14 protein-coding genes are annotated in these 18,519 nt (G+C 55.6%); 3 read left to right on the forward strand and 11 right to left on the reverse strand.

Annotated elements, in window-relative coordinates:
* Positions 1 to 344 precede the first annotated feature (344 nt).
* From ampD to hemE, 9 genes are all read right to left on the reverse strand, one after another.
* A complete protein-coding gene (gene ampD / locus E9531_RS15825) occupies positions 345 to 950 on the reverse strand; it encodes a 1,6-anhydro-N-acetylmuramyl-L-alanine amidase AmpD (protein ID WP_136574746.1) in 606 nt (201 codons plus the stop codon).
* A complete protein-coding gene (locus E9531_RS15835; protein WP_244610153.1) occupies positions 947 to 2,749 on the reverse strand; it encodes a sigma 54-interacting transcriptional regulator in 1,803 nt (600 codons plus the stop codon). Before E9531_RS15835 ends, ampD begins: the two co-directional genes overlap by 4 nt.
* A gap of 58 nt (positions 2,750 to 2,807) precedes the next feature.
* Entirely contained in the window at positions 2,808 to 3,431 is a 624-nt protein-coding gene (gene bluB, locus E9531_RS15840; protein WP_136574747.1) for a 5,6-dimethylbenzimidazole synthase, read from the reverse strand.
* Positions 3,432 to 3,489: 58 nt separating this feature from the next.
* Positions 3,490 to 5,061: a metalloprotease TldD gene (gene tldD, locus E9531_RS15845; protein ID WP_136574748.1), complete on the reverse strand. Its 1,572-nt coding sequence runs from the start codon at positions 5,059 to 5,061 to the stop codon at positions 3,490 to 3,492.
* 169 nt (positions 5,062 to 5,230) lie between these two features.
* Positions 5,231 to 7,768: a TonB-dependent siderophore receptor gene (locus E9531_RS15850; RefSeq protein WP_244610154.1), complete on the reverse strand. Its 2,538-nt coding sequence runs from the start codon at positions 7,766 to 7,768 to the stop codon at positions 5,231 to 5,233.
* 161 nt (positions 7,769 to 7,929) lie between these two features.
* Positions 7,930 to 8,946 carry a FecR domain-containing protein gene (locus E9531_RS15855; RefSeq protein ID WP_136574749.1) on the reverse strand — a complete coding sequence of 339 codons (1,017 nt, stop codon included), beginning with the start codon at positions 8,944 to 8,946 and terminating at the stop codon, positions 7,930 to 7,932.
* A 19-nt stretch (positions 8,947 to 8,965) separates the two neighbouring features.
* On the reverse strand, positions 8,966 to 9,625 hold the full coding sequence (locus E9531_RS15860) for a sigma-70 family RNA polymerase sigma factor (RefSeq protein WP_136574750.1): 660 nt from the start codon (positions 9,623 to 9,625) through the stop codon (positions 8,966 to 8,968).
* Between the two features lie 144 nt (positions 9,626 to 9,769).
* The gene (gene priA, locus E9531_RS15865; RefSeq protein ID WP_136574751.1) at positions 9,770 to 11,989 is read right to left on the reverse strand and encodes a replication restart helicase PriA; all 2,220 of its coding nucleotides are present in this window, start codon (positions 11,987 to 11,989) and stop codon (positions 9,770 to 9,772) included.
* Between the two features lie 730 nt (positions 11,990 to 12,719).
* Positions 12,720 to 13,835: a uroporphyrinogen decarboxylase gene (hemE, locus tag E9531_RS15870; RefSeq protein ID WP_136574752.1), complete on the reverse strand. Its 1,116-nt coding sequence runs from the start codon at positions 13,833 to 13,835 to the stop codon at positions 12,720 to 12,722.
* A 314-nt stretch (positions 13,836 to 14,149) separates the two neighbouring features.
* Between hemE and E9531_RS15875 the strand changes: the two genes are divergently transcribed.
* Entirely contained in the window at positions 14,150 to 14,974 is an 825-nt protein-coding gene (locus E9531_RS15875; RefSeq protein WP_211343464.1) for an undecaprenyl-diphosphate phosphatase, read from the forward strand.
* A gap of 15 nt (positions 14,975 to 14,989) precedes the next feature.
* Here E9531_RS15875 and argP read toward each other — a convergent pair whose 3' ends face one another.
* Positions 14,990 to 15,907, reverse strand: a complete 918-nt coding sequence (gene argP / locus E9531_RS15880) for an HTH-type transcriptional regulator ArgP (RefSeq protein ID WP_136574753.1) — start codon at positions 15,905 to 15,907, stop codon at positions 14,990 to 14,992.
* Positions 15,908 to 16,039: 132 nt separating this feature from the next.
* On the opposite strand from argP, the gene E9531_RS15885 reads away from it, so the two are divergent.
* Positions 16,040 to 16,711, forward strand: a complete 672-nt coding sequence (locus E9531_RS15885; RefSeq protein ID WP_136574754.1) for a LysE/ArgO family amino acid transporter — start codon at positions 16,040 to 16,042, stop codon at positions 16,709 to 16,711.
* 243 nt (positions 16,712 to 16,954) lie between these two features.
* A complete protein-coding gene (locus E9531_RS15890; protein ID WP_136574755.1) occupies positions 16,955 to 17,194 on the forward strand; it encodes a hypothetical protein in 240 nt (79 codons plus the stop codon).
* A gap of 148 nt (positions 17,195 to 17,342) precedes the next feature.
* On the opposite strand, the gene E9531_RS15895 is transcribed toward E9531_RS15890, so the two are convergent.
* Positions 17,343 to 18,512, reverse strand: coding sequence for a D-alanyl-D-alanine carboxypeptidase family protein (locus tag E9531_RS15895; protein ID WP_136574756.1), 1,170 nt, complete (start codon positions 18,510 to 18,512; stop codon positions 17,343 to 17,345).
* Between the last annotated feature and the right edge of the window lie 7 nt (positions 18,513 to 18,519).

The following is an 18,519-nucleotide window of genomic DNA, read 5'->3' on the forward strand; positions in this document are numbered from 1 at the left end:
CTGGCACTGCTGATGGCTTGTGCGGCTGGCGCACGGCCTTGGCGCGGCGCTAAGCTGGGAGGTTGAGGGGGCGAGTTGAGGGGCGCGTATTGGTTGCCCCCGACACAAAAGAAAGGTGAAAGGCGCCCTCTAACGAGAGGCGGAGAGGCACCAGATCAAGCCGAGACTCAACACCTAGGACGCATGGAAAAAACCGCGTCCCATCGCACAGGGCGGTGGCGCCCCTGCTCCGAAGAACGTGCTGACGATCTCCGCACAGTCGCGCAAGGCCTCCATGTGGATACCAACGCGGCCTGCTTAAGAGCATGGGCACCTCGCCCACAAAGCCGTTAGGGAAAGTGGGATCAGTTGCTGCGTACGCGGGCCGGAAACATGGTTTCAGGCCATTGCAGCATGCGCTGTAATTGCTGCCAATCAAACCCTGTGCCCGGATCATGTTTGCGGCCTGGTGCAATGTCTTCATGGCCGGCAATATCGGCAATAGGAAAGTGCTGACGCAATGTCTGGCACAAAGCGGCCAAAGCGGCATATTGGGCCCGGGTGAATAAGCCCCCTTCCAAGCCTTCGAGCTCGATTCCGATGGAATCGTCGTTACGGGCAGTGCGACCGCCATAACTTGAAACACCTGCATGCCAAGCCCGCTCATGGGCATTGACAAATTGCACCACCTCGCCTGCGCGCCTGATCAAAAAGTGCGCAGAAACCTCCAAACCGCGAATGGACTGAAAGTACGGATGGGCATCCCAATCGAGGTGATTGGTGAACAGTTGCTCAATGGCATCGCCCTCAAACACACCAGGGGGCAAACTGATGGAGTGCACCACGATCAGATCCACCACCGCGCCTGCAGGGCGTGCATTGCAATTGGGCGATGCGACCCACCGAGCCGGGCGGTAGCGCCCGTGGCTCCACTGCGCTGCCGCGCCATGGGTTGCTTCTATAGGATTCACTCTCGGGTCTCAGGCTCAGTAGGAATATTCAGGCGCTCAATACGGTAGCGAATTTGCCGTAAATTCAAACCCAGCATACTCGCAGCAACCGTTCGGTTGTAATTGACTGCCTTCAGGGCACGAATCAATACGGCACGTTCTTGCTCGTCAAGCCAAGCTTGTAAATCAGAGGGGAGATCCTCCGGCAAAGACCGTGGCGCTTGTTTAGCGGTGCCCACCATGACTGTTAGACCTTCTGCCAAGCCCTGCGCCCCCAAACCACTCCCCTGCCCTGCAGAGGCAGCTGCAGGCAGCTCGGCCACAGTGGGCAAGGCTGCAGGCTGCGAACTCTGAAACGGGACCTTCATCGTGTATTGGGATGGATAGGGCGCCCCAGACGAAGAGGATGGCAATCCAAACACCGGCGCTGCCGCATACGGTCTGGGAGGGGGTGCGGCAGACATGGATGCAGCACTTCCAGCAAAAGACTGGCTATTGGGGGGAGGAAATGGGGCCGGTGCAGCAGTGAGGGTGCCATCTCCGGGCCCTTCCATGCAGTCGGCAATCGCATCTAAACGCAATACACCATCTTCGCTCAACGCCACCGCACGATGCAGCAGGTTTTCCAACTCCCGCACATTACCCGGAAAATTGCGCTGCAGCATGGCATACATAAAGGCAGGATCGACATGAATGCGCTCAAACCCTGACTCTTTGGCCAAACGCTCGAGCAAAGCCTGTAGCAGGGCGGGCAAATCATCGCGACGATCACGCAAAGGCGGAATACGCAACTCAATCACATTGAGCCGGTAATACAAATCCTGGCGGAAACGCCCTTGGGCGACTTCATTAGCCAAATCACGGTGCGTCGCACTGACCAAGCGCACATCCACCACTTCTTCCTGCGTTGCCCCCAAAGGCCTGACGCTGCGTTCTTGAATCGCCCGCAGCAATTTAGTCTGCATGGCCAGCGGCAAATCACCTATTTCATCCAAAAACAACGTACCGCCCTTGGCCGCCTGGAAAAAGCCTTGCCGGTCCTGAACTGCGCCGGTGTACGAACCTTTCTTGGCTCCAAAAAACTCTGCTTCCAGTAAGTTTTCAGGAATTGCCCCACAGTTCACGGCAACCAATGGCCCATCGGCACGCTGGCTGTTGGCATGCAAGGCTCTGGCCACCAATTCCTTGCCTGTACCAGATTCACCATGAATGTGCACCGGTGCCATGCTGCGCGCGACTTTACCGATACGTTCTTTGACAGCCTGCATCACCGCAGACGATCCAACCAAGTCGGCCAAGGCTTTTGCGCCTTTATCCACTGCCAGCGGCGCCTGTGCAACACGCAATGCGGGAGGGCTTGTTTCTGAAGCAGCACGCGCAGCAGCGGCGCCATCCAGCGCGACATGCCCCAACGTCGCTGTCGTTCTCGAGTCTTGGCCTGCACCGCCTTGTAACCCCTGAATAGCAGAAGCCACCACGCTGCGCAGTTGCTTGAGCTCAACAGGCTTGCTGAGGTAATCAAAAGCACCGGCACGCAACGCCTCAATCGCATTCTCAGCGGACCCGTAAGCCGTTGCCACTACGCAGCGTTCAGGTCTGCCTTGTGCCTGCAACTCTAGTAGCAGCTCCATTCCCAGACCATCTGGCAAGCGCATATCGGTCAGCACCACATCAAACCGCTGCGCTAACTTTTGTCTGGCCTGCGCAACGGTTTCTGCGGTCTCTACACGGTAGCCTTCGCGAACAAGCGTGAGCTCATACAACAAGCGTAAATCTGGCTCGTCATCGACCACCAAAATGGATGCATTTTTCTCTGACATAAAACCATTATCGACTGTTTCAGGCCCAACCATGCGCACTTGCGGTGCAAGACAAGGCTCAGCAAACCTGCCACGGATGCAATACGTTTTCCTGCCAATTTTTACGGTGCAACAGTGGAAGATCATCGGTGAATTGCGGCACACCAATGCACAGATACAAACTGAACTGCCACTCGGCAGGTACTTCAAACAAGCTCGCCATAGCAGCCGCATCCAGCACGGTCACCATCCCTACGCCCAAGCCATGCGCACGGGCGAGCAAATTCAAATTCTGCACTGCCATGGCCGTACTGTGCTGCAAACTGACTGCGATGGAGTGCCGCCCCAGGCCGTGGCCTTCACTTGGATTGGTGTTGGTGAAAATGGCCAATTGCAAAGGCGCGCGCTCAATGCCTTCGAGCTTGAGCTGCGCATACTGGTGCTGCCGCTGCGGCGCCTGAACGGCCAACGCCGCGGCATTGGCCTGCAGAAAATTGCGATGCACCGCTTGACGTTTAGCGGCACTTTCGACCTGAAAAACCCGCCAAGGTCGTGCATTACCGACGGAAGGAGCCATCTCCATCGCCAACTGCAATTGCGCAGTGATGGCGGGCTCTATCGGGGTGGTTTCAAAATGCCGGACATCACGCCGCCAACGCATCAAACGCACGAAGCTTTCACGCTCTTCATCGCTGAACGTCATGGCATCGGCTCACATTGAGAAGTGCGGCCTTGGCAGGCCACACCAATCGCACACGACCTCAAGCTGTTCCGCCAACAGTCAACCCTTCAATACGAAACGTGGGCTGGCCGACACCAACTGGCACGCTTTGCCCCTCTTTACCGCATACCCCGACACCGCTATCGAGTTGCAGGTCATTGCCGATCATGCTCACGTGCTTGAGCGCTTCAGGGCCGTTGCCCACAATCGTGGCACCTTTGACTGGGTACAGCAGCTTGCCTTTTTCAACCCACCAGGCTTGGCTTGCACTGAACACGAATTTGCCAGAGGTGATATCCACTTGCCCCCCACCAAAATTGGTGGCATACAGCCCACGCTCAATGCTGGCCACCACTTCGGCAGGTTCATACTGGCCGCCCAACATATAGGTGTTGGTCATACGGGGCATGGGAATATGCGCGTAGCTTTCGCGCCGGCCATTGCCGGTTGGGGCTGTTTTCATCAAACGGGCATTCATTGCATCTTGGATATAGCCCACCAAAATACCATCTTCAATCAAAACATTGCGCTGCGTTGCATGGCCTTCATCATCCACATTCAATGAACCACGGCGGTCTGCCAAGGTGCCATCATCAAGGACGGTTACTCCCTTTGCAGCCACGCGCTCGCCCATACGGCCACTGAATGCACTGGCGCCTTTGCGGTTGAAATCACCTTCCAGCCCATGCCCGACAGCCTCATGCAACAAGACGCCCGGCCAGCCGGGGCCCAAAACCACTGTCATCTCCCCTGCTGGAGCAGGGCGAGAATCCAGATTGATCAGCGCGCCATTGACGGCTTCTTGCACATATTGCTCAATCAAGGCATCGTCAAAATAGGCCAGGCCAAAGCGCCCACCACCGCCTGCAGACCCCACCTCACGACGGCCATTGTGCTGCGCAATCACCGTAACCGACAAACGCACCAAGGGGCGGACATCAGCGGCCAAGGTGCCATCAGCGCGAGCGACCAACACAACATCCCATTCGCTGGCCAAGCCCGCCATCACTTGTGCGATGCGCGGGTCTTTCGCACGGGCAACCCGCTCCACCTTGCCCAGCAACGCCACTTTTTCTTGGCTGCTGAGGGTGTCAATCGGATCCAACGATGGGTACAACGCACGGCTTGCCGCGACTTTGCGGGCGCCCACTTTGGCTTTGCTGCCAGACGCACTGCCAGCACCAATGGCGCGCACAGTCGAAGCGGCATCCATCAGTGACGCCTCAGAGATGTCGTCCGAATAGGCAAACGCTGTTTTTTCCCCGGTTACCGCACGCACGCCGAAACCTTGGTCGATGCTGTAGGAGCCTGTTTTCACGATGCCCTCTTCCAAACTCCAGCCTTCGTGGCGGGTGTACTGAAAGTACAGATCGGCATCGTCTACCTGGCGCTTACGAATATGCGCCAACGCTTGCTGCAAGTGGCGCTCGTCAAGTCCATAGGGGGCCAGCAGAATCTGCTGTGCCAGGCTCAGTCTATCCTGGGTAGAAGCTAAGGTAGGGGCCTGCGACAAGGCAAAGCCAGCCCCTTCCAAAATGGGCGAACCGAGACGGGGCGAGGAAGCGCTGGCCGCAGCTGCGGCGCCAAATGCATGGGCAGAGATTGGATTCATCCCGCTATTGTAGAAGTGCCCGCACACCGTTGCTGGTGCAAGGGCCGTTTCTTCATCCCTTTGAATGGGTGCCATGCAACAGGCAGCTATCCCCCGGTCGAAGAAGGGCTTCTGCTTGAAGCCCTTCTCTCCAAAGCACAGTAAACGCCCTGAAGGGCTATCGATCGCTTTAGAACTGCGCACGCAACGTCACCATGGCGTTGCGCGGATCGCCATAGTAATTGCTGATGCCGCCACCAATTTTCTTGTAGTAGACCTTATCAAACACGTTGTTGATGTTGAGCTGCACACTCCAATCGCGATTGAATTGGTATTGGGCCATCGCGTTATAAATCGCGTAGCCCCCTTGGCGATAGGTAATGCCACCAGAGCTGGCAGAAATTTCGCTTTGGGCTTGCACACCCGCACCCAATGTCAAGCCACTCAAAGCACCTTGGAAGCGGTAACTGTTGAACAGCTTGAACAGATGGCGCGGATCGTGCGTGCGCAAGGGCTTGCCCACGTTATTGGCACTGCTGTCTCGCAAATACTCCGTGCGGGTGTGGGTGTAGCCAGTCGAAAGGTTCCAGCCTTTGGCGATTTCACCTGCGAGTTCCAGCTCAAAGCCTTCGCTGCGGGTCTTACCGCCTGCCAGTTTGCAATAGCCGCTGGTGTAATTGGGCATGCAGGGGTTGGGGGTGCTCTCATCGTCCATGGCCTTGCCCACGTTATTGACACGGAACAACGACAGGCCCGCATTGAGTCGGCCGTCAAACCACTCGCCCTTGAGGCCCGCCTCGTAACTTTCGCCCCGCATCGGATCAAGAATCTGGCCGTTGCCGTCGTAGGCACGCTGCGGCTCAAATATCTCTGTGTAACTGCCGTAGACGCTCCACTGGTCATTCAAGTCGTATACCACTCCCATGTAGGGCGTCCATTCACGGCTTATCTTGTAGCTGGTCGTCGCACTGGCAGGCGCTTCGTATTCCCACCATGTCAGGCGCGAGCCAACAATCACGGTCAGCGGATCACTCACCGACAGACGAGCAGCACCATAAGTGGCTTTCTGACGGGTGTAGTTGTTGGTGGCGTTACCGGAGATCTCAAAAGTTGGTGCAGGAATCCCGGTGTAGGGATCCCAATCGCGGATATCCACCCCATTGACCGGAGTCTGGTTGCCCATGCCAATCGAGCCACGCTTTTTGACGCGCTGCACATCGGCTCCAAACATCAATTCGTGGCGGCGCCCCAGAATTTCTACAGGCCCATTCAAATCGGCACTCAAGGCACTTTGCATGCTGATATCGCCATCGTAGATAGAGGTGGTGACATTGAACAAATACGGATTGGTGGCTCCGGTTGGGCGAGCAAAATAAGTTTGCTTGAAATCCTTGAGCTTCAGCAGCTTGTGTGAACCTGCCAGTTTGAGCGACCAATCGTTGTCAAATGCGTGCTCCAATTCCACAAACGCATCGGTATTGAAGCGATCCCATTGGTTCCAGGCCGCTCCCAAATACGTATTACGCGGCAGATCAAGCGACGAGCCATCAAAATCACGTGGCAAATTGCCCCAAGCCCCTGAGGCATTCAAGTCGGTGTATTGGTAACCTGCACGCAGCAAGGTACGGTCTGCCAAATCGGCTTCGAGCACGCCATAAAACACTTTCTTTTCTTCGTAGCGTGCTTTCTGAAAAAAGTCTTTGTCGTCTGCCACGACCACTACACGACCACGTACGCTGGCATCTTCGTTGAGCTTGCCCGACACGTCCCCCACTATGCGGCGCTTGTCCCAAGAGCCCAGAGTCAACTCCGCCGAAGCCTTGAAGTCTGCCGTGGGCTTCTTGCGAACCAAATTCACGGCAGCAGAAGGTTTGCCCGCACCACGCAACAAGCCGGTTGCCCCACGTACCACTTCCATGTGGTCAATCACCGCCATGTCGGTTTGCACAAAAGCGGAGCCACCCATGTCTAGCGAAACACCGTCAAACTGCACCCGGTCAATTTGGTGACCACGTGCGTAATAACTCAACCGTTCGCTGTCGGTGTAATCCACCGTCACGCCAGGGGTGGCATACATCACCGCATTCAGGTCAGTGGTTGCTTGGTCATCGAGCTGCTGGCGGGTCACCACGGTCACAGGTTGCGGTGTGCGGCGAATTGACTGGCTGGATTTGAAAGCATCAATGGTCGTGGCGGCATAACTTTGCGAGCCTTCAGTGGAGCTATTCAAACGTGCGCCCGTCACTGTGACTGCAGGCAGGGCTTTTCCCTCTACAACACCTGCGGCTTGGGCCCCAGATACCGTCTCAACAGGACGCAGCGTATAACGCTTGCTCCCCTGAGCGACAGCCTCAAAACCACTGCCCTGCAGCAGGGCTGCCAACGCCCCATCCACCGTGTACGCCCCTTGTACGCCAGCACTGGAGCGCCCTGCAACCAACTCCTGATTGACGGAAATCTGCACGCCTGCCTCAGCAGCAAAACCGAGCAAGACTTGGCTTAACGGCCCAGCGGCAACTGCATAGTGACGCACGCCTGCAGCAGCCTGCTCTCCAACAGCTGTTGCAGGCACAGACTGAGCCCATACAGTTGGCGCGGCACTAGCCACAAGCACACACAGCGCGGCCACAGACAATCCGCTTCGCGCTGCGCGGCAGGACTTTGCCAAATCGGCCACTCCCAGGCAAGCGCCTTGCCCAGTCATCGGATGAATACGTGTTGAACGCATAGCAGTCATTTCCTTAATTAGCGGCTCATACCGCTGCCATTAAAAAGTTCATGTTCGCTATGCCGATTCGCGCGCATAAAAGCGGAACCCAAGCACACCAGATATTTGCAACTATTTGAAACTGCACGCGCTTTGTTTTGCCGCAGCTTTGCATCGCCCACCTACAAGGCAGTGATACGCGTCCACCCCAACGGCATTTTGCGCACCCGAATAGGCAACGAGTTTTGCAACAGTTGCAAAGCACTTTCTGTGTCGTCGAGTCGGAAAACACCCACGACCTTCAATGCACCAACTGCTGAATCACACGTAAGCCACCCGGAACGGTAACTGGCAAGTTGCACCAGCAAGTGGTCTAAACGCATTCCATCAGCCACTAATAAACCATCACGCCAGGCCTGACGTGCGTGTTGCGCAGGTGAGACCGGCTGCACAGCATGTTGGGAAAAGCAAGTTTGCTGGCCCGAATAGACGATCGTTTTCTCCTCCTGCGCTTGCTCCAGCCGTATGCGCACTGCGCCCTCAAACACAGTGACTTGGGTTTCCTGATCCCATTGCCGCACGCTGAAGACCGTGCCCAGCGGGCGCACACGCCCATGCGCAGTGTGCACCACCAATGGGCGCGCCTGATGGTGCGTATCAGCTGCCGTTTCCAGAAGCATTTCACCAGCCAGCAAATGGATTAAGCGCAACGACTGCTGGTAATCCACCCGCACTCGGCTGTCCGCGTTAAGCCACAAGGTACTTCCATCAGCCAAAGTGAAGGCGCCACGTTGCCCAACGGCTGTGACATGGGTGGCTTGCCGTGTACGCCACCATGGGCTTTGCCCCAGCCCCCAACCTGCACCACCTATTCCCACCAATAAAAGCGCTGCCTTCAACGTTGTACGCCGTTGCCGTTGTACACCTTGCCGATGGACAGCATCCAACAGGTGCCGCGTACGCCCCTGACTGGCCAAGTCTAAGGTCGCAACATGGCCGCCAATTTGTTCAACACGTTGCCACGCCATGCGATGGGCCGGATCGGCTTGCAACCAATGCTGCCACTGCGCATATTCGTCTTCGCTGCGCCGCTCATCTTGTAAAACAGCAAACCAATGTGCCGCTTGTTGGAGCATGGCTGCGTCAGGTTGACACTGAGGCAATGGGGGCGGCGTGTTGTGAGAGAGGTTCAGCGACATAGTGCTACCTTGAACGTGTTCAGACCACCGGTTGCAAAACCGCCCGGCTCTCAGTCCAGAGATCTGACTGCAAGCATTGCAGCATGGCCTGCGTCATGTACTTACGCACCATGCGATCAGACACGCCCATCTCGCGTGCGATCTCTGCATAACTGAGCCCATCAACTTGGGAAAGCAAAAATGCTTGCCGCGCTTTGGGCGGCAAACTCGAGAGCAAACGGTCCAGCGCCAGCAAGGCTTCTCGCACCTGTGCATGCTGCTCAGCAGAGTGTGCCTGCCCTTGCATCACATGCGCCAAGGTCTCCATGCATGCACGCTCAACATCCTGTCGTCGCCAGTGGCTCACGAGCAATCCATGGGCTACCGTGCGCAAAAAAGCACGTGGCTGTTGCACCTGCTCTATTTCGTGTTGATTCCGAGATGACAGCTTGACAAAGGTGTCTTGCGTTAAGTCTTCAGCCTGAAATGCATCGCCCAAACGCCGAACTAACCACGTCTGAAGCCAAGATCTGTGGTCAATGTACCAATGCCCTAATGGTTGGACGCATCCATCGACAGGTCTAGATCGAACCTCTTGAGACACAAGGCAATCCCATTCAAGCAGTGACACTGCAGCACAGACAACAGGCCCAAGGAAAGATCCTTGTCGCGCACACAAAGAAGCCTCGGTCGATTCCATGCGTTGAACGAGGCTGAATTTATGTAAATTATAACAAATCTTATTTAGATTCGGATTCTATAAAGCACCCACTCAGAACCGAAGGGCCGCGGCCTTTTTGTCTACGACTGCCAAAACAGGGGCTAGACCTGTAGTTCAACACCGTCAAATGGCCATCGGATCGACATCAACCAACCAGCGCAATAAACCCTTTGCTGCTTGAGCCCTTGCTTGGTGCAGCAACGGCTGCAGAGCCGAAAGATAGGCCTGCAATGCTTTGCGCGAAGCGCTTTCCAGCAGAATCTGCGCCCGCTCGGCATTGGCCACTCGCTGAATGGTCAAAGGCACCGGAGGATACACAGTGACCCACTCGTGCCCAGGCAAACCGGCCGTTTGCGCCATGTGCGCCACTTGGCGTAAAAAAGCCTGCGCCCCCTCCTGGGTTTTGGCGTCAGCTCGCAAAATGGCCTGAAAGGAAAACGGTGGCATGCCCGCTTGCTCGCGCTCCCGCAACTGCAGCGCAGCAAACCCTGGGTAATCTTGCCGCGCCAGCGCGGCATAAAGTGCGTGCTGAGGTTCCTGGGTTTGCAACCACAATTCAGGACTGGAAGCGCTGTCTTGCATGTAAGCAGCATCGCGCCCCGCCCGCCCTGATGCTTGCATCAACAGCGCAAACAAGCGCTCTGGAGCGCGAAAATCACTGGAATACAAAGCACCATCTGGTTGCACTACGGCCACCAGCCCAATACGCCTGAAATCGTGGCCTTTGGCAATCATTTGGGTGCCCACGACAATATCTACATCACCACGGTGCACTTGCGCGAGGCTTTCTTGCAAGGCCCCTTTGTGCCGGGTCGAATCAGCATCGATGCGCACCACCTGCGGAATGCGGCCGTCGTCAAGCACCATCGTGCCCAATTGTTCTTGCAGCATTTCTTGCAACTGCTCGGTCCCACGCCCGACTGGTGCCAGATCAACGCTGCCACAACGCGGACAATGGTGCGGCACCCTTGTGCTCCAGCCGCAGTGGTGGCAGCGCAGGCTGCGGTCAGCCTTGTGCACCACTTGATGTGCTGAGCAATGCGGGCAATCACTTTTCCAGCTGCACGCGCCACACTGCAATACCGGCGCGTAACCACGACGGTTGAGCAGCACCATGCACTGCTCACCTGCCGTGATACGCTCATGCATGGCCGCCAGTAATGAAGGGGCCAAGACGGTATCGCGTGGATAGGCCGTCATATCCACCAAACGCAAACGGGCCAGTGCACCGCCGCCCACGCGGGCAGGCATGCTCAGGCGCTGGTAACTTCCAGCCGGTGTTTGTGCGGTTGCCGCTCGGCTGTTGTACCAGCTCTCCAGTGAAGGGGTGGCCGACCCCAGCACGACAGGAATGGATTGCTGCTTACCCCGCCAAACCGCCAGATCCCGTGCGTTGTAACGTGCACCTTCTTGCTGCTTGTAGCTTGGGTCATGCTCTTCATCGACCACCACCAAAGCCAACTTGGCAAAACTACCCAATACAGCCATGCGTGTGCCAAGCACCAGGCGTTTACGACCTTGGTGCACGGCAAGCCACTCATTCAAACGCTGAACAGGGGTAAGCCCGCTGTGCATGACCGCAACGCAATCCTCGCCAAGCCAAGGGGCAAACCGTGTCTGAATATGGGCTTGCCACTGCGGGGCAAGGTTGATTTCAGGCACCATGAACAAAATTTGGGCTTGCGGATCCGAAGCAATCATGCGCTCGGCCAGTTGTAAATACACCTCCGTCTTGCCGCTGCCCGTCACGCCATGGAGCAAATACACACCATGTGCCTCGAGCACGATCGCGTCCAACGCCTGCTGCTGTTGCTGCGTCAGCTGGGGCTTACTCAACACCGGCAACGCCTGTGCGGCGTTGGAAAGCATTGGCGCCAATGCAATGGTCTCAGGCGGGCTCAAGGCTTTTGCTTGTGCTGCGTTTTTTGTACGCGCGCTCGACTTCGACTGCCGCGCAGATCGCTTGCCACCGTCAAGGCTGAGCTTGCTCAAACGTTTGTGCCATTGCGCAGCGCTTTGGTCTTGCAAAGCGCTCGGCAATGCCATGATGGCCACTTCGCCCAAACTGCGTTGGTAGTAACGCGCAGCAAACGCCATCAAAGCGCGCCACGAAGTGGACAGAGGTACTACGCCATCCAACACTTCCAGCACCTCGCGCAGTGCCAATTCGGAGTTGTTTTCTTGAGGGATTTCATCGTGCCACACCACCCCCAGAACTTCGCGCTTGCCTAACGGGACGCGCACCAGCGTACCCGGTGCAATAGGCTGGGCACTACGGTAACTGAGCAAGTGACCAATGCCGCTGTGAAAAGGCGCATCCAACGCGACAGAAACTACCGCCATGTCACCTCCTGAAGCCATCAAAAAACAAGCTCTCTGGCATTTTCATCCAGCGCGGCCCCAGTCTCTTTTGGCCCTTGCACCAGCAACCATGCCGCGCCCACTCTGGCTTTGCCACGCTTGTCCACAGCAAACCCAGCACAATCTGTGGATAACTTTGTGAATATCGATCAAACATTGAATGGGCGAACCTGAGTTTTTATGCTATAGCGCTCTAAACAAAATCAAGAAAAATAATTTATTCAAATAAAAATCAACAACTTAAATAAAAAATCATTTATTCGCATAAGTAAAAAGCAGGTACATCCAGAAGCGTTATCAATTGTGCATATCAAGAGCAATCGCTGCCTTGGAAAAGGCTTATAACGCGTCGTTCGATACAAAGATTCCCGCAAGCAGTTGATTTATTACAGTTTTTAAACATTAGCAAGAAGTCTGTGGATAACCATGTGGAAAAGCGTGTGTTTATCTTCTATTCAGCCAGTAACCTCAAGCACTTAGCGGGCATGATGCTTCAACTCAAAAAAAACAAATAACCATTAAAAATCAATAACTTAAGGACAATTATTAAAACAAGGGCATTGCTTTCAAGCTTCCATGAGAAAGGAGGGGTTCGTCGTACTCCCTAGCGTAGACCATGTGCATAAGTGGCTGTTTGCTATGCATGCCCTTGCGGGCCACACCGTGTGCCTCACACACGCCATCTTCCCATGCTTAGCGCGTGTTTAGGCTCTCAATTGGAGTGCCGCACCTGCCGCGAAAGACGGTGCACAGCATCAACAAAAACAGCCACATGCTCAGGGGGCGTAAATTGACTGATGCCATGCCCAAGGTTAAAGATATGCGTGGAGCCCACTACAGAAGAATCGGTATGGGGAGTGCCAAAGTCATCAAGTACACGCTGCACTTCCTGCTCAATGACAGCAGGGGGTGCAAACAGCACGTTAGGGTCCAGATTACCTTGCAGTGCTTTACCCGGAGTGCCAGCACCCCCTCCCACCAAGGCCCTGGCTTTGCCCAGATTGGCAGTCCAATCCAGTCCAAGCACTTCGCAGTCGAGTGCGCCCATCTCTTGCAACCACAATGCACCGCCTTTGGTAAAGACGATGCGCGGCACGTCTTGGCCGTCTGGCCCAACGCGTTGAAGTTGGGCTAATACCCGGGCTGTGTATTGCAAGCTGAAGTGGCGAAAGTGGCTGTCGGCCAGCACGCCACCCCAGCTGTCGAAAATCATCAGCGCTTGTGCGCCCGCATCAATCTGGGCATTCAAGTACGCAGCAACAGCATCGGCATTGACTGCCAGTAAATGGTGCATGAGATCAGGGCGTGCATACATCAGTGATTTGACTTTACGGTAATCGCTGCTGCTGCCGCCTTCGACCATGTAACAAGCCAATGTCCAAGGACTACCCGAGAAACCGATCAGCGGCACGCGCCCCTGCAAGGCATGGCGGATGGAGGTGACTGCATCGAAGACATAGCGCAGCTTTTCAAGATCAGGCACTTGCAATGTCCCGATACTGGCTTCATCGGCGGCTGTTCGCTCAAAGCGAGGCCCCTCGCCCTCAACAAAATGCAGGCCCAATCCCATGGCGTCAGGCACCGTGAGGATGTCGGAGAACAGAATGGCGGCATCCAAAGGAAAGCGCTCCAAAGGCTGCAACGTCACTTCGGTTGCGAAATCCACATTGGTGGCCAAGCCCATGAAACTGCCCGCCTGCGCCCTGGTGGCTTTGTATTCCGGCAAATAACGCCCGGCCTGGCGCATCATCCACAATGGGGTGTAGTCGGTCGCTTGCCGGCGGCAGGCGCGTAAGAAAGTATCGTTCTGAAGGGTAGGAAAGCTCATGTCCGCCATTGTCGCTGGTAAACGCCACAACGCTTGCAAAGCCTATCGCCACGATATGGCAAGGCCGCATCCAAGCACCAACACACCAACGCCTTGTCCCGCAAGCGGCACAGCGCCTGTGACCTGGACAGCGCAACCAGAAACAGCTCCTCACAAGAAGCTCTGCGCGCATGACCAATCAATGACAAACAAGCATTGCGCCCATGCGACAATGCCCGCGCAGATAACCTAGCCTGTCCGTTCAGGCTACGTTCATACTGCATGGCGCATGATGGGCATTGCGTCACCTATTGCATTTTGTCTGCGCCATTACCATGAGTTGGATTGAAGCTGTTATTTTGGGTCTCATTCAGGGACTGACTGAATTTCTCCCGGTATCGTCCAGTGCGCACCTGCGTATATTTGGCGCTTTACTGCCTTCTGGCGGCGACCCCGGTGCGGCCTTTACTGCCATTACCCAGCTAGGAACTGAAGCGGCCGTATTGCTGTATTTCCGTAAAGACATCTGGTGTATCACCCAAGCGTGGCTGCGAGCCTGTGGAAAGCCATGGGCCCAGCACAACAGCGATGCGCGCATGGGGTGGTTCATCATTGTGGGCACCATTCCAATCGTCATTCTGGGCTTGCTGTTTCACAGCGCGATCGAGTCCACGCTACGCAATCTGTACATCACAGCCTCCATGCTGATTGTGTTTGCGCTGCTGCTGGCCTATGCCGACTTCAAAGGCACTAAGCAACGTACAACGACTGAGCTCACCTGCAAGCATGCGGTGCTGTTTGGGCTGGCGCAAGCCATGGCCCTCATCCCAGGGGTCTCACGCTCTGGTGGCACCATCACGGGGGGATTGCTTCTGGGCTACACCCGCGAAGCAGCTGCGCGGTATTCGTTCCTATTGGCCATTCCGGCCATTGTCGCCTCTGGTCTTTACCAACTGTTCAAGACTTGGGGCACCTCCAGCGTGGCTGCTGGGCCAACCCTGCTGGCTACCGTGGTAGCATTTATCAGTGGGTATGCCGTGATCGTGGTGTTCCTAAAATGGATTTCTCACCACAGCTATTTGGTATTTGTAGGTTACCGCATTGCGCTTGGTTTAGCCGTGCTGGGGCTGTTGGCAGCCGGTGTACTGTCACCGATTTGATCCCCGCATCTCTTGTCACTGCATAGGCAGCAAGGCGTGGCGCGCGGCCTCCACCACTGCCTTGGTCAGTCGCTGTGCAGCAGGCGCTTCGCGCTCCCAATGGTGCCAGTACAGTGGCACATCCACTACGGCCCCCTCCACCACGTCCTGCAACATCGGGCGATGCGTACCGCGTTTGGTCAACTGCTGGCTGCTCACCATCCCCCAGCCCCACCCTTGTTCAATCGCCATTTCATACGCCTCAGTCGAAGGAATGAAATGTTTGGGGTAGTCGGCGGCCATATCAGCTCCAAACTGCATGCGCAAAAATGCGTCTTGCAAGCCATCTCTGCGGTTGAAAATAATAGCTGGAATTTGCCGCATGCTTTTTCGCGTCACCTGCCCGTTAGCGCCTTGGCGCAGCACAGCCACCACATCAGCACGGGCGACACAGTGGTAGCGCATCAACCCCAACGGCTGGGCAATGCAACCGCGCAAGGGTTCAGCCAAGGTAGATACGCAGCCCGAGACATCTCCCGATTTAAGCGCCGCATGCGTGAAGTCCTGGTCATCCATCGCAATATCAAGCACTAATTGATAGTGTCGCATTGCAGCCTCCACACCGGGGAGAAACCATGTTGCCAGCGAATCAGCATTGACTGCCACAGCCAAGCTGCGCCACTGCGACGCACCACCACTGCCTGCCGCCAATTGGGCCAGCACATCCGCCTGCATCAACTCTACTTGCTTGAGATGGGCCAGCACCACCTGCCCCGCAGCAGTCATGCGCACCTGCTTGCCACGCACGACCAAACGCTGCCCCATGGCCGCCTCCATCGCGCGAATGCGCAACGAAACAGCCGCCAATGAAATTGACAACTGCTGCGCCGCTGCTGCAAAGCTGCGGTGCTCAGCAATTGCGAGAAAGGCTTGTGCCTGACGCTGATCAATCATTAGTATTTTTTAAGCAAGTTGATATTTATTAAATTATCTTTTCTTTTTCTATGTCCATTTGGACAATGCACAGCAACGCCATTCCCGTTTTTTCACTGGATGGCATCTTTCATTGCCCACCCGTCCATCCACATGCAATCGCTCCCCGTTTTTTTCTCTGGTATGACTTTGAGCCTTTCGCTCATCATGGCCATTGGCCCGCAAAATGCCCACGTATTGCGCATGGGCCTGACACGCCAGCATGTTGCACTCACCGTTTTGCTGTGCATGCTCACCGATATGGTGCTGATCAGCATTGGGGTATACGGCTTTGCTGCCCTAGGCGAAATGCCCGAAAAAATCCATGGCGCTTTAGTTGGTGCAGGAGCTTTATTCCTGATCCACTACGGCAGCCAAGCCGCATCGCGCTTCTGGCAAGCATGGCGCCGCACACCTCAATCAGTCTCATCCCACCACATCAGCATTGACGCTGACGATGCACAAACCGCTTTGCAGCGCGCGCAAATTTCACGCAAACAAGCAGTGGCGATTGCCTTAGCTTTCTCGTGGCTCAACCCGCATGCCTGGCTTGACACTGCCGTGCTGATTGGCTCAGCCTCTTTGGCTTACGGCAGTGCCAGCCATTGGTTCGGCTGGGGAGCCATCACGGGATCATTGGTCTGGTTCTTGCTACTTGGAAGCTGTGCATATTGGCTTGGGCAGCGGCTGCACAACACAAGGCTATGGGTATGGCTGGACGCGGTTGTGGCCATCATGATGTGGACGCTGGCTTTCTGGTTGGTACGCAGCTTGCTAACGCCGTAAAGCATGGCACATGCCACCGCAATGACACATGTCTACATTTCCGTCATCGTTTTGTCGTTTCGCCATGCTGTAATCCCGCTCGCCATTTAAACAGTGCCCATCCCAAGGTCAAGCAGCCAACTCCAGCACCGGCATGAAACACAAGCACAGGCCAATGCATTGACTGTAACAGTTCGAAATGACAGGGCACTTTATAGCGTGCAAACGCTTCTATCATCCACCTTTATAACTATGGAGGCAGCTATGAATCGTCACAAAGTCAACCGCTTCACTTTTGATGCCCACAGCGTGGTGCTGTTTTCCGCCCTGGCCCTAACGGGTGCGGTTTCGGCCAACACCGCTCAATCTCAGCGCAATACGCAAGTTCCCGCACTCACGAGCAGCTTAGCATCCAGCGCAGCTCGTCCTTCTGTGCAGCAGCAAACCCTGTCAACAGCGTCAGCGCAGCGTCTGAAAGTATCCGCAAACAAAACAGCGCCGTAAAAAGGCCCACAGAATCAGTGTTCAGGCCAAACCAAAAGGACGCTTGTAATGGCCCCAAGCTGCTCACAATTGACGTTGCAAGCAACAAAAAACGCGCTTAATGCGCGTTTTTTGTTGCTTGCTTATCTGTTCGACAGACAGATAAGTCTTACTTGATCCAAAGCCGCATGGAATCCCACATCCGGCCCAAAAATCCTGCTTCATCAATGCTTTCCAAAGCCACCACAGGAACCTCTTTAAGCGATTGATCTCCCACAGAAACCTTGAGCATGCCCACAGACTGGTCAATATGCAGTGGCGCCAGCAAAGGATCTGGGCGTTCAATCACGGTGCGCACTTGGCCGGCCGTGCCGGAAGGGATCGTCAAGTAAACCGCATCATGGCTACCGATTTTGGCCGTATCTTGCGCGCCTTTCCACAATTCAGGAGTCTCCATCGGTTGGCCCGCATCAAACAGTTTTACAGCATCAAATGCGGTGTAGCCCCAATTGAGTAACTTCTGACTCTCGTTGGCACGCGCGTTTTCGCTTGCCGTTCCCAACACAATCGCCAACAAGCGGCGCTTACCCATGTTGGGCACATCGCGCTGTGCCGTAGACACCATGCAATAACCTGCCGCCTCGGTGTAGCCTGTTTTCAAACCATCGACGGTCGGATCACGAAACAACAGCAAATTGCGGTTGCTGCTATTGGCCGCAGGCGTACCTGGATAACGGTATTCCTTGGTGGAGTAATAGTGCATGTACTCTGGAAATTCACGCATCAAGCTGGTGGCCAAAGTAGCCAAATCCCGCGCTGTAGTCAGGTGACCAGGCGCCGTCAACCCCTCAGGATTCATGTACTGGGTATTGTTCATTCCCAAGGCTTTGGCCTGGTCGTTCATCAGTTTGACGAAATGCTCAACCGTGCCTCCTACACCTTCTGCCAATGCGTTGGTGGCATCGTTGCCAGACTGCACAATCATGCCCTTGAGCAAGTCATCCACAGGCACCTGCATCTTGGGGTCAATGAACATGCGCGAGCCGGGCATTTTCCAGGCATGCTCACTCACAGGCAGTTTTTGCTCCAAGGTGACTTTGCGTGCCCGTAATGCATCAAACACCACATAGGCCGTCATCAGCTTGGTCAGTGAGGCTTGCTCAACCGGAGCATCAATGTCTTTGGCTGCCAACATCTGATTCGATGTGACATCCAGCAGCAAATAATTTCTGGCCGCAATCTCAGGCGGTACAGGCCACTGGGCATGCGCGGATACGGCCACCACACAGGCACCCACAAATGCTGCCGCACGGGCCCAACCGAATCGCAATAACTTCATGGTTTTC

Origin of the sequence: Lampropedia puyangensis, from assembly GCF_004833285.1 — a bacterium.
Taxonomy (GTDB): domain Bacteria; phylum Pseudomonadota; class Gammaproteobacteria; order Burkholderiales; family Burkholderiaceae_C; genus Lampropedia; species Lampropedia puyangensis.